This is a genomic window from Paraliomyxa miuraensis (assembly GCF_026337845.1).
GTDB classification, from domain to species: domain Bacteria; phylum Myxococcota_A; class Polyangia; order Nannocystales; family Nannocystaceae; genus Paraliomyxa; species Paraliomyxa miuraensis.
Genome location: NZ_JAOVZF010000154.1, coordinates 205,642 through 218,041 on the forward strand (window position 1 = coordinate 205,642; position 12,400 = coordinate 218,041).

11 protein-coding genes are annotated in these 12,400 nt (G+C 69.9%); 5 read left to right on the forward strand and 6 right to left on the reverse strand.

The window, feature by feature from the left end:
- Nucleotides 1-19: 19 nt before the first annotated feature.
- The 3 genes from OEB96_RS23075 to OEB96_RS23085 are packed head-to-tail and all read right to left on the reverse strand — an operon-like array spanning nt 20 to nt 2,208.
- Complete coding sequence (locus OEB96_RS23075) at nt 20-781, reverse strand: HAD family hydrolase (protein WP_266218856.1); 762 nt, start codon at nt 779-781, stop codon at nt 20-22.
- Nucleotides 778-1,650 carry a myxosortase MrtZ gene (gene mrtZ / locus OEB96_RS23080; RefSeq protein WP_266218857.1) on the reverse strand — a complete coding sequence of 291 codons (873 nt, stop codon included), beginning with the start codon at nt 1,648-1,650 and terminating at the stop codon, nt 778-780. Before mrtZ ends, OEB96_RS23075 begins: the two co-directional genes overlap by 4 nt.
- Nucleotides 1,651-1,704: 54 nt before the next feature.
- A complete protein-coding gene (locus OEB96_RS23085) occupies nt 1,705-2,208 on the reverse strand; it encodes a hypothetical protein (protein ID WP_266218858.1) in 504 nt (167 codons plus the stop codon).
- A gap of 134 nt (nt 2,209-2,342) precedes the next feature.
- On the opposite strand from OEB96_RS23085, the gene dnaG reads away from it, so the two are divergent.
- Together dnaG and rpoD are read left to right on the forward strand one after the other, a co-directional pair.
- Nucleotides 2,343-4,235 carry a DNA primase gene (dnaG, locus tag OEB96_RS23090; protein ID WP_266218859.1) on the forward strand — a complete coding sequence of 631 codons (1,893 nt, stop codon included), beginning with the start codon at nt 2,343-2,345 and terminating at the stop codon, nt 4,233-4,235.
- Between the two features lie 90 nt (nt 4,236-4,325).
- Nucleotides 4,326-6,128 (forward strand): RNA polymerase sigma factor RpoD, encoded by a 1,803-nt coding sequence (gene rpoD / locus OEB96_RS23095; protein WP_266218860.1) that lies wholly within the window; start codon nt 4,326-4,328, stop codon nt 6,126-6,128.
- Between the two features lie 4 nt (nt 6,129-6,132).
- Here rpoD and OEB96_RS23100 read toward each other — a convergent pair whose 3' ends face one another.
- From OEB96_RS23100 to OEB96_RS23110, 3 genes are read right to left on the reverse strand one after another with little or no spacing between them, the layout of a single operon-like run.
- The gene (locus tag OEB96_RS23100) at nt 6,133-7,290 is read right to left on the reverse strand and encodes a hypothetical protein (protein WP_266218861.1); all 1,158 of its coding nucleotides are present in this window, start codon (nt 7,288-7,290) and stop codon (nt 6,133-6,135) included.
- Between the two features lie 37 nt (nt 7,291-7,327).
- A complete protein-coding gene (locus tag OEB96_RS23105) occupies nt 7,328-8,602 on the reverse strand; it encodes a sigma-70 family RNA polymerase sigma factor (RefSeq protein WP_266218862.1) in 1,275 nt (424 codons plus the stop codon).
- 34 nt (nt 8,603-8,636) lie between these two features.
- Nucleotides 8,637-9,668 (reverse strand): hypothetical protein, encoded by a 1,032-nt coding sequence (locus OEB96_RS23110; protein WP_266218863.1) that lies wholly within the window; start codon nt 9,666-9,668, stop codon nt 8,637-8,639.
- A 126-nt stretch (nt 9,669-9,794) separates the two neighbouring features.
- Between OEB96_RS23110 and OEB96_RS23115 the strand changes: the two genes are divergently transcribed.
- From OEB96_RS23115 to OEB96_RS23125, 3 genes are all read left to right on the forward strand, one after another.
- Complete coding sequence (locus OEB96_RS23115; protein WP_266218864.1) at nt 9,795-10,490, forward strand: YceI family protein; 696 nt, start codon at nt 9,795-9,797, stop codon at nt 10,488-10,490.
- 62 nt (nt 10,491-10,552) lie between these two features.
- Nucleotides 10,553-11,587, forward strand: a complete 1,035-nt coding sequence (locus OEB96_RS23120; RefSeq protein ID WP_266218865.1) for a hypothetical protein — start codon at nt 10,553-10,555, stop codon at nt 11,585-11,587.
- Between the two features lie 87 nt (nt 11,588-11,674).
- The gene (locus OEB96_RS23125; RefSeq protein WP_266218866.1) at nt 11,675-12,397 is read left to right on the forward strand and encodes a hypothetical protein; all 723 of its coding nucleotides are present in this window, start codon (nt 11,675-11,677) and stop codon (nt 12,395-12,397) included.
- Nucleotides 12,398-12,400 lie beyond the last annotated feature (3 nt).

Below are 12,400 nucleotides of genomic sequence, written 5' to 3' on the forward strand. Positions count from 1 at the left end.
GGTTCTTCCTTCGTCCTCTTCAGTCGCACGTCATCGTGGGAGCGCCGAGCGGCGCCCTCCAGGTCTGCACGCTCCAACCCCTGCGCTGCGCCAGGCGGCGCAGGCGAGGATCGGGATTGATCACCCGTGGCTCGCCGACCCGCTCGAGCATCGGCAGGTCGGAGAAGCTGTCGCTGTAGAAGAAGCTGCGTCGAAGGTCGATGCCGTGCTCCGCCGCGAAGCTCTCGGCCCGCAGCACCTTGCCCGCGCCGTAGCAGGCCGGCGACACGTGCGTCCCGGTGAAGCGGCCGTCCTGCTCGCCGACCTCGGTGCACAGCATGTGCTCCACCCCGAGGGCGCGCCCCACGGGCGCCGACAAGAAGCGCGTGGCCGAGGTCAGCAGGGCGATCACGTGCCCGGACCGACGGTGCGCCTCGACGTGCTCGCGTGCCTGCACGCAGATCGTGGCCGCAATCTCCTCGCGAAACCACGCGGCCACCTCTTGCTCGAGGGGGGCCACCTCCTGGCCGCGATACCCGGCGATCACCCGACCCGCCATCGCCTCGAAGTCGAGCAGGCCAAAGCGATACTGCACCGTCCACCACAGCGCCCGCATCACCTCGAGCATGGTCATGCGATCGTGCTTCCACTGATGACCGACCCACTTGGTCCCCGAATTGACCTCGAGCACGGTGAGGTCGATGTCGAAGAACGCGCCGATGCGATCGGAGCGACCGGACTCGGCGGGCCCACCGAGGCCATCGCGCTGGCCGTTGGGATCACCGCTTCCGTCGGCCGTCATGGCGGGAACGTACTGGCGATGAGCACGGCCATCAACAGGTTCGAGGCGGCATGGAACAGCGCGGGGGCCCACAGGCTCCCGGAGCGGCGCCACAGCCACGAGAACAACAGCGCCGGAAAGAACGTGGCCAGCCGTGCGACCTCGGCCATGCCCACCAGGTGGCCCACCGCGAACAGCAGGCTCGCGACCACCGCCGCCAGCCCCAGCGGGGCCCCGAGGATCCGTCGCCGGGGAGGCCAGCGCTCCTCGAGCGCGCTCATCAGGTAGCCGCGGTGGAACACCTCCTCGGGCAGGGCGATCGCGAACAACTCCACCGCCACCGCGAGCACCCCGCCGAGTCCTCCGTAGGCCAGCCAGTCGGCGGGGAGCCGCCAGTGCACGGGCCAGGGATCGGCCGCGTAGGTCCGGCACAGGCGCGACAGGTAGTGCTCGAGCCCGCCTGCCCACGGCGTGAGGCCCTCGACCCAGGTGACGGGAGCGAGCACCCGCAGGTCACCCTCGCAGATCCGGGCATAGAACAGCACGAATCCGACCACGAAGATCGGGAACACGACGGCACCGATCCCCAGGGCCCATCGCGCTCCGATCCCGCTCCAGGGCGGAATCACGCGATCGGGCCCGATCTGATAGCGGCGCTGGCGCTCGAGATCGTTGCGCAGCATCAGGCCGGGCAAGAAGTAGAACGCGGCGATCAGGGCCAGGTAGCGCAGGTCGGCGGGCAGCGGCAGCAAGCCCAGCACGCCGTAGCCCAGGTACACGGCCACGGTGACCGCGATCGCACGATCGGCGATCCTCCGTCCCTGCCGCGGATCGCTCCTGCGTGGGTCGGACGGGTCGGCGTGCGAAGGTCTGGGCTCGGGGCCGGTCACGCGGCGAGCATCATACGCGGGCTCGCCGGGGCTGACCCACCCGGCGCCCCCGGGTCACTTCATGCGCGCGGCGAGGCGCGCGAGCCGACGGCGCAGGCTCTCGAGGGTCTCGTTCAGCTGGTCCACGTGGTCGAGCACCGAGGTATCGCCGGCCACCTCGAGCACGTGCTCGCGGCGCAGATCCTGGGCCTCGAGCAGCCCCAGCGTTCGCAGCAGGAACTGCTCGATGCGGTGGATCGCCAGCGCCGTCTCGCGGAGATCGTCGTCGACGAACATCAGGAGGTTCTCGACGTTGGCCACCCCACGCAAGCGCGGATGCGGGGCATGGAGCTCGTTGGCTCGATCCATCAGACGATCGCGCGCACGTGCGCGACGACCGCTGCCGCGCCGCTCCGGGGCATCCGGCACCGCCTTGAGGCGGGGTCCCTCGGGGCTGGTCCCGGGGTCGTTCCTCGGGCTGTTCCCCGGACCGCTCTTCGAGCCGTTCGTCGGTGGGGGCACGACATCGACCGACTCGGGTCCGAGGAACGCGTCGGGATGGGTCGCAGGCACGCTCATGATGCCTTGGCCATGGCATGCGCCGACGCGACGTCGCAAGTTTCCGACCAAACTTGCCTTGCACCGAGCGGGATCGTAGGGATCCTTACAACGAGGCCGCGCGCCGCGGGGCAAGGGCACGGCCGGGCGAGTGCATGGCCGGCATCCCAGACGACAAGGTCCAGGAAGTCCGCGATCGGGTCGACATCGTCGACTTGGTGGGTCGCTACGTGGAGCTGCGTCGCTCGGGGCGCAACTACGTGGGCCTGTGCCCCTTCCACCAGGAGAAGTCGCCCAGCTTCAACGTCAACCCCGCGCTCAAGGGCTACAAGTGCTTCGGCTGCGGGGCGGGAGGCGACGCGATCCGCTTCGTGATGGAGCTCGAGGGCAAGGGCTTCCTCGAGACCATTCGCAAGCTCGCGGAGCTCTACGGGGTGAGCCTGCCGGCCCACGCCGGCGGCACGGGTCAGGGCCCCGACCGCAACGAGCGCGACGAAGCCTACCTCCTCATGCGCACCGCGGCCGGGCTGTATCGCTCGCTGCTGCTCGAGGCGCCCGAGGGCGCGGCCGGCCGGGCCTACCTCGAGACCCGCGGCGTGACACCGCAAGCCGCCGCCGCCTTCGAGCTGGGCTACGCGCCTGCGCCCTCCGAAGCGGGCTGGGACCGGTTGGCGCGGGCCCTGCAAGACAAGGGCATGTCGTCCGGCTTGGCCCAGCGCCTGGGCCTTCTGCGGGCCAGCGAGCGGCGAGGCTCGGTCTACGATGCCTTCCGCGGGCGCTTGATGTTCCCCGTGATCCAGCCCGGGGGTGAAGTGATCGCATTCTCTGGCCGCGTGGTCCCGCCCCACGACGTCGCGGCCGAGGGCTCGCCGCCTCCCAAATACGTCAATTCCAGCGAGTCGTTCCTCTTCCACAAGGGCAAGACCCTGTTCGGGCTGGCCGTGGCGCGCCCGGCCATCCGCGACAAGGGCCGCGCGATCCTGGTCGAGGGCAACCTCGACGTGGTCAAGCTGCACCAACACGGCCACGGCGAGACGGTCGCGCCGCTGGGGACCTCCTTCACCGAGGATCAAGCGCGGCTGTTGTCGCGCTTCACCTCGAGGGTGGTGATGTGCTTCGACGGCGACAAGGCCGGCCGCGACGCGGCGGGCAAGGCCCTGCCGATGCTGCTCGAGCAAGATCTCGACGTACGACTGGTGCTGCTGCCCGACGGGGAGGATCCCGATAGCCTGGGTGCCGAGCGGTTCGCGAATTTGCTGGCAGATGCCCGTTCTGCGCTCGAGGTGGCCATGACTCGCCTCGCGGCCTGGGCCGGCGACTCGCCGGACGCTCGCGCCCGAGCGCTCGATCGCGCGGTCAATCTGATCCGCAAGGTCCGTCGTCCTTCGGCCCGATCCCTCTACGCAGAGAGCGCAGCGGCCCTGTTCGACGTGCCGCTGCCCCGGGTCACTTCGCTGCTCCAAGAAAATCCCCGAGGGGCGGCTGGGCGCCCGGGTGCACCTGTGCAAGTATCCCGTGCTGGCGCCAGGGCCGGGGATCCGGCCGCCGACCACGGCGGTCCTCCGCTCCCTCCTTTGCCTGCGGCGCAAGCCGAGCTCACGATGCTGCTGGTCGACGTCCCCCACCTCGCCACCCTGGCCGAGCGCTCCGGGGCCCTGGAGCACGTGGACGACGAACGCCTGCGCCCCGTCTTGCAAGCCGTCGTCGCGAGCGCGAAGGAGGGGCGATCCCCCACACTGCCCGAGTTGCTCGAGCACGTGGACCCCGACGCTCAGCCGCAGCTGCTCGAGCACGTCTTCGCCGGCAAGTACCGCGTGAGCGACGACGATCCGGGACTCATCGCCCCCCAAGCCGTGCTCCAGACCCTGCTCTACCGCTGCCAGATGGACGCGATCGACATCGAGATCGGCCGCCGGGAGAAGGATTTCCACGACGCTCGTTCCACCGGTGATCTCGAGCTCCAGCGAGAACACCAGCTCGAGATCATGAAGCTGCGTCGAAAGAAGGACGCACTGCGCCACGCCCCACCTCCTGCACCCGGTCTCTGAGAGCGCCTGCCTGGCGACTTCCCGTCCCGCCCCTTGCCCCCAACCTGCCGCCCTTGACCCTTAGCCAGTCCTTCGAGCCGAGGCTGACCCATGACCCGTAAGACCCCGAGCAACCGCACCGTGGACCGAGAGAAGCTCAAGGCGCAGCTCATCGCCTTCGGCAAGAAGAAGGGGCAGATCACCACCGAGGAGCTGCAGGGCCTGCTGCCCCCCGACCTCATCGATCCCCGCGAGATCATCCAGTTCGAGAAGCTGCTCGAGGCGCAGGGGGTCGAGGTGATCTCGAGCGGCAAGGGGCGCGCCGGCTCGGCCAGCCGCAAGTCGATGCCTCGCCGCTACGATCGCGAGGACGAGGACGAGCAGACGCGCACCAACGATCCCGTGCGCATGTACCTGCGCAAGATGGGCTCGGTCTCGCTGCTCACCCGCGAGGGCGAGGTGGAGATCGCCAAGCGCATCGAGGACGGAGAGAAGCGCACGCTCGAGCACGCGCTGCGCAGCCCGGTGGCCGTGCCCTACGTGCTCGAGATGAACGAGCAGCTCAAGCGCGGGCAGCTGCGGATCAAGGACGTCGTCAACATCGCCAACCCGGCCGACAACGGCCCCGGCGGGGTGCCCGAGGACACCAGCATCCCGATCAACCAGGAGGCGGCGCTCGAGAACCTCCACAAGCAGGTCGATCGGCTGCGCCGCCACTCCAAGGAGGTCGAGCGCCTGCGCGACGAGCTGTCGGCGGTCGGAGACGAGGCACCCGCGCCCGAGCTCCACCCCAAGCTCGACAGCCAGCGCCTCGAGCACGAGCGTGGCTGCGTCGAGGCCATCACCGACATGTGCCTCGCCAAGCGCCCGGTCGACGGGATCGTCGAGGAGCTGTCCGCGCTCGTGGGGCGAGTCACCCGCGCCGAGCGCGACCTCCACGAGTGCGAGCGGCGGGCCGGCATGCGCCTGGAGGAGCTGCGCGCGTTGTTCAAGGACGTGCGGTTGTCGGAGGAGGAGGAGTTCAAGCTCTGCCGCCGCCTCGGCCTGCACCCGTCGGAGCTGCACGAGATCGAGGCACGCATGCGCCTGGCCACCAAGCGCATCGTCCAGGTCGAGCAGGAGACCCACCTGCCGTCGACCGAGCTCAAGCGCCAGCACGAGGACCTGATGAAGGCGCGACGCCAGGCCGAGAAGGCCAAGGCCGAGCTGGTCGAGGCCAACCTGCGGCTGGTGGTCTCGATCGCCAAGAAGTACACCAACCGCGGGCTGCAGTTCCTCGATCTGATCCAGGAGGGCAACATCGGCCTGATGAAGGCGGTCGACAAGTTCGAGTACCGCCGCGGCTACAAGTTCTCGACCTACGCCACCTGGTGGATCCGGCAGGCGATCACGCGAGCCATCGCCGATCAGGCCCGCACGATCCGCATTCCGGTGCACATGATCGAGACGATCAACAAGCTCATCCGCACCAGCCGTCACCTCGTGCAAGAGCTCGGCCGCGAGCCCACGCCCGAGGAGATCGCCGAGAAGATGGAGCTGCCGCTCGACAAGGTGCGCAAGGTGCTGAAGATCGCCAAGGAGCCGATCTCGCTCGAGACGCCCATCGGCGAGGAGGAAGACAGCCACCTCGGCGACTTCATCGAGGACAAGAACACCACCTCGCCGTCCGAGGCGGTGATCAGCTTGAACCTCGCCGACCAGACCCGCCGCGTGCTGGCCACGCTGACCCCTCGCGAGGAGAAGGTGCTCCGCATGCGCTTTGGCATCGGCGAGGCCAGCGATCACACGCTCGAGGAGGTGGGGCAGGACTTCTCGGTCACGCGCGAGCGGATCCGGCAGATCGAGGCCAAGGCGCTGCGAAAGCTGCGACACCCGAGCCGCAGCAAGCGGCTCAAGGCGTTCGTGGAGAGCTGAGCCGCTACTCGAGCGGCGCGATGCGGTGGAGGAACTCGACGCGCCCTCCGCCGGGCTGGGACTCGCCGACCGCGAGGTAGATGGCATCGTCCTCACCCACCGCGATCGCACGAGCGCTGGCGTAGTCGTACTGCTGGTGCGGGAGGGCCAGCGTGCGTACGACCACGCCGTCGTCGCCGAACTCCGACAGGACCAGGGGTCCGGTGGGATCCTCCTCGCGATGGACGAGCCCCACGCGGGTGTGCCGATCGAGCACGAACTCGTCGTAGTAGCCAGCGAACCCGGGGATCGGGACCTGCACCCACGCCTCCTCGCCGTACGGCTGGAGCGAGACCTCGTCCTCGCCAAATTCGACCAACGTGAGTTCGTCGCCCTTGCCGACCATCCCGATGTCCCCGCCGAATCCAAAGCCCTCGGTCACGCCTCCGGGCCCGACCTCGTAGAACATGTCGATGTCGCCTCCGTCGCCCAGCAGGAGCACGTTGCCGTCGGGCGTACGCGCAGCGCCACGGACCCAGGTGGGTAGCACGTCCACCGAGGTGGGGGGGCTGAGCGCGAGTGGAATCTGCACCAACTCTGCGACTTCGAGACCATCCTCGTTGCGACCAATCACGAGCAGGATTCCATCGCCGCGAAGCTCGGCCGCGGCGGCCCATGCGAAGTCCGCGCCCGGATCCTGTGGATAGGCCTGGCTGACGGCCGCGGCACAGCACGAGAGCCGCCACGCCGTCGGGACGTATGCGCCGGACTCGCCCGACACCCCCACCGCCAGGAACTCGCCGCCCCCAAGGTCCTCGAGATCGCCGATGCCGGCGTTGGGGAGCGGTGCCGACCACAACAAGTCCATGCTCGACGAGTACTCCCGCACCTCGGACGAGGCCATCGGAACCGACGGGTCGCCCTGGAGCGCTACGAGGACCCCCGCGGGCGTACGGATCATGCGGAGGACCGAGAAGCCGGGGTCGAGTTCGAGCGTCCACTCCACGTCCGACGCCGAGGGCTCACCGTCGGTCTGTGTCTCACCGTCCGCCGTGGCTCCTCCGCTCGCGGTGCCGGAAGCCTCTCCGTCCGATTCGGTCGACTCCACCTCCCCCGCGTCCTTGGGCGAGGGAAAACACCCGGCCAGAGCCAGACCCATGATGGCGATGCTCAGTCGTTCCATGCCAAGCCTTGCACCGCTGCCCGCGATTCTCCCCGAATCAATCGACCGCACGTCGACATGGACGCTCCGGGTCGATCGAGGCCCCTAGCCGGACCAGGGCGTCGACGACCCGTCGCGTTCGCGGCGCGTCCCCCAGCCGACATGCGGCATCGAGCTCGAGTCGTCGTCGTTCGCGTTCCAGCGCGCCGAATGGGGCATCGTGCCCATCGATGGCTTCGAGGGCCTCGCGGGCCCGCTCGTTCTCGAGGTCGGCTCGCGCTTGCCGGAGGACCGCCGTCGCGCGATCGAGGGAGACATCGGCCGTCACGGGCGAGGCCACCGTGTCTTCGGTTCTCGGCGCGGTCGGCGAGGCACCCGAGCGCTCCCGAGATGGGGCGCGCGATCGCGGAGCGGGTGAGGCCGAGAAGGGCTCGACGAGCGTGCGGGTCCGCGGATCGACCGGGACGACCTCCGACCCCGTGGGCGACGGCGATCGTTGCGGCACTACCGGTGGCGACGGCCGGTCCTGCGCCTCGGTGCCCACCCCGGCCACCTTCGGACGCCCATTCGCGGTGCTCGGGCGCATCCACGAGCCCACCACCGCCGCGGCCCCCAGCACCCCCGCCGCCAGCACGACCGCGGTGATCGTGGACGACCCCAGGCCCCATGCCGCCGTGCCCGAGGCAGGCGCCAGCGAGCCGTTGGTTGGCAGCGCGTTGATCCGCCCGGTCGAGACCACGATCGCGGCCCACGTGCTCCGTCGCTGCCGGGGCTCGGCACGACCCTGCTCACGAGCGCGTCGCATCAGCTCGGCGGGTTGCTCGATGGATGCCCCAAAGCGCTGCGAGAACCGGGTGCGTGCGGCCTTGAGTCGTGAGTGCAGCGTGTTGGCCGGCATGCCCATCGTGTCGGCGAGCTCGGCCACCCGCATGCCGGTCACCTCCACCATCACGAACACCTCTCTTTGCTCCGGGCCGAGCTCGTCGAGGAAGCTCGCGAGCGCGTGCCAGGCCTCGCGGCGCTCGAACAGCTCGTCGGGCCGTGGAGGATCGATCGAGGGCGGCATCCGAACGGCCCGGCTGCGCTGGCGGGCCATCGAGCGCCGGTGCGAGAATCCCACGTTGCGCGCGACCCCGGCCACCCAGGTGCGCAGCGGCACCGCAGGATCGCGATCGGGCAGCCGACGAGCGATCGCCACGAACACGTCGTGAACCCCATCGTCGAGCACGGCCTCGGACATCCCACGCGCACGGAGCACCCAGCGCACCAGGCCCTGGTGCTTGCGGTAGATCGCTTCGAGCGACGTCGAGCCCTCGGTTGGAGTAGGGGGCATCGTCCACCCTTGCACCGCGACTGAGCGCCTTCCCTTACCACAAGCGCACGCACGGTCCGATGAACAGCCGCGCCCCCACCGGGGAGATCCGAAACGCCTCCCGCGGCTGCCCCTCCACCACCAGGAACATCGCAGGGCGACGCATCGAGAGCACGGCGTCGACCCTGGCCCAGAGCCCGAATCGCGCAGAAAGCGCGAGATCGAGCCCCAGGCCAACGGATCCGCCCACCCACAGCGCCAAGACCTCGCGACGGCGGACCGCCGTGCCCGTCCCTCCGCCGTGCATGGCCGCGAGCTCGACGCTCGTGCACAGCGGTGCTTCCCAGCGCGCACGCTCGAAGGCCAGGCATCCGCGGAGCGATCCGCCAAAGAGCGCCGCCTCGACGCCGGCCTCGGGCTGCAGCTCGGTGGTGCGCGAGAACCAGTGGAAGCCCGCCGCCGAAAGCCGAGCCGCACCGATGCGCCAGGTCAGCGCCCCTTCGAGGCCACCCGCGAGGCCGGGCGTCAGACCGATCGACGCCCCACCGCCTGCGCTCAGCGTCCCACCGCGAGGCCAACGCGGGAGCGTCGAGCCCTCGACGCGGTCCGCTGCGGAGGGCTCGGCACCTTCCGTCGCCACCGTTGGTCGAGGCTCGAGCGCCGTCCGCTCCGGTGGCGGGCGCGGTTCGAGGTCGGGCACGCTCGGCGGCGGAACGACGGGCTGGGCCTCGCGCGGCTCCGCTGCGTTCTCCACTCGCCACGCCGTGGTCAGGGCATCGACGGTTACCGCAACCACGAGCACGCCCGCCCGGGACAGCGCCATGCAATCGCCGGCGACGAGCGTCCTGGCTTCGCGGCGATCGGCCACCACCACCTCGAGCCGCAAGCGATGGGCTCCCCGCTCGCCCGTCAGCCGCCCCCTCACCTGCACCACATCGCGCGAGGGGCTCGCGTCGAGCAGCTCGAGCAGCTCTTGCTCGACGACCACCTGCTCCGGGCACCCGGGCACCGTCTCCCACTGCAGCTCCACCCCGGGAGGCTCCCCAGGCGAGCCGAGTCCCCACAGGATCGCCGCCGCGAGCCACATTGCCAGGCCGTGCTAGCACACTGCGGCCGACCACGGCGACGCGCACGGTCGTTGCGCGTTTCGCAACGGTCCGTCGCTCTCCGAGCGCTGGCCGCCGAACGCCGCCTGGAGCACGATGCAGACGACATGCGACGCACGTTCCTCGCCCTCACTCTGTGCTCCTCCGTCTCCCTCGCCGCTTGCCAGAGCCAGCTCGACGACAAGCCCAAGGCCGAGGTCAAGGACGCCAAGGCCACCCCGGACTCGAAGACGGACTCGAAGCCAGACTCGAAGACGGACGCCAAGGGCGATGCGCCCGACGGCAAGGCGATGGCCCACGCATCCACGATCGCCAAGCTCGACAAGGCCAGCAGCAGCGTGGGCTTCGTGGGGGCCAAGGTCACCGCCGATCACGAGGGCAGCTTCGCCGACTTCGACGGTAGCCTCACCCTCGGCGACGACGGCAAGGCCACCGGGCTCGAGATCACGGTGAAGGTGGACTCGCTCACCACCGACGCCCCCGATCTGACCAAGCACCTGCTCACGGCAGACTTCTTCGATGCTCCGAGCTTCCCCGAGAGCAAGTTCGTCTCGACGGCCATCACCGAGAAGGCCGGCGACAACGGTGCCACCCACGAGATCGAGGGCAACCTCACCCTGCACGGGCAGACCAAGTCGATCACGTTTCCGGCCAAGGTCGAGGTGACCGACGCGCTGGCCAAGGGCAGCGCCGAGTTCAAGATCGACCGCACGCTGTGGGGCATCGTCTACCCGGGGATGAAGGACGACCTCATCAAGGACGAGGTGCTGCTCCAGCTGAACCTCTCCTTTCCGCGAGGGTGAGCGCGTTCGTCCCGGCACGCTTGTATGCTCCATGAGCCTGGGGCCATGCTTGGCCCGTGCGCATGGTCGCCTTGCTCCCCTCGCTCGCCTTCGTCCTCGTGCTGGGCCCGAGCGTGGGTGCTGCCCAGCCTGCGAGCCCGCCTCCGGCCACCGCCCCCGCGCAGCCCGTGGACGATGCCGCGTGGGAGGCCGTGCAGGGGCGGCAGATCGTGATCGACACGCACTCGGGCGCCGTGGGGGGCGAGCTGCTGCGCAGCGACGGCAAGACGCTGGTGCTCTTGCAGGCCGATGGGCGAGTGCTGACGCTGGCCAAGACCGATGCGCTCGCGGTGCGCGTGGTGCAGGAATCGGGCACCGGGGCGGCGCCAGCCCCGGCTCCCGCGCCTGCGCCCGCTTCGGCGCCTGCACCCGCCGTGGCGCCCGCTCCCGCCCCCTCCCCTGCCCCCGCAGCCACGCCCGCGACCACGAACCCCGCACCCGCCCCAGCCGCCCCGGCCCCCGCAGCAACCCCTGCCACCGATCCCGCGACCACGGCCCCCGCCACCACCGACTCGACCACCACCGCCGAGCCCGAGCTCACCCCCGCCCAGCAGCGTCGCAAGGAGCGCCGCGAGAAGCGCGAGCACGCGATCCTCGGCGCGTTCACCATGCAAGGCGCCACGTATACCCACTGGCGCGACAAGGGCGACACCGGGGTGAATGCGGGCCATGCCTCGTATGCCATGGACTTCGGCCTCGGCGCCAACCTCTCGCCCGGCTTTGGCATGTATGCGGTCGCAGGTGGCCTGCTCGGGGCGAAGATCGACGACGCTACGATCAAGGCCAACTACGGCCACCTCGCGGTGCTGTTCGCGTTCGGAGGCAAGTACTACTACTCCACGGTGGGTGCGGGCGTCGCCTTCAGCCGCCTGCGCTTCCCCGACGACACCCTGGCCAAGGACAAGGGTCTGTCGCTGCCGATGAAGCTCGTGGGCAAGATTCCGCTGCCCAAGAAGCTCTACCTCGGCCTCGGGCTCACCTACGAGCTGGGGATGGTCGCGGGCTTCTCTCGCTTCATCAACGGCATCGGCGGTCAGATCGTCTTCGGCCGCTGGTAGAGCGCGCGTGCGCGGGTTCGCCCGCTCATACCAGGGCCACGTCGGGACCACACCAGGACGAGCCGCTCCTTCGCTATCATGCGCGGCATGCCGAGTTGGTCTCCTCGTTTGTTCCTCGCCTGCCTGCTGTGTGCTCCTGCCTGTGGCGATCCCGCGCCGACACCCACCGAGGATGGATCGAGCACGGGCTCCGACACCACGTCGACCATCGCTCCGACCACGTCCACGACCACGGCGGGGACGACCCCCATGCCCACCACGGGCCCCGGTACCACCGACACCACCACGGGCCCCGAAGACAGCACCAGCAGCGGCAGCACCAGCTCGGGCACCACCGACGCCAGCACCGGCACCACCGACGCCAGCACCGGCACCACCGACGCCAGCACCGGCACCACCGACGCCAGCACGGGTACCACCGATGCCAGCACGGGCACCACCGACGCCAGCACCGGCACCACCGATGCCACCACCGGCGGCGATCCCTGCGCCGCGGGCGACGGACCCAACTTCATGGTCACCAACGCCGGCTTCTCCGACTACGTGATCAACGGGGCCAACGACCCGACGCTCACCGTGGTGCGCGGCTGCTCGTACACCTTCGACGTCAACGCGGCAGGCCATCCGTTCTGGATCAAGACGGCCGCGGTCACCGGGGTGGGCAGCGCCTACAACGACGGCGTGACGAACAACGGAGTTCCAGCCGGGATGATCACCTGGGACGTCTCGCTCGCCGCTCCGGACACGCTCTTCTACATCTGCCAGTTCCACGCCCCCATGACGGGCACGATCAACGTCATCGACCCGTAGCCC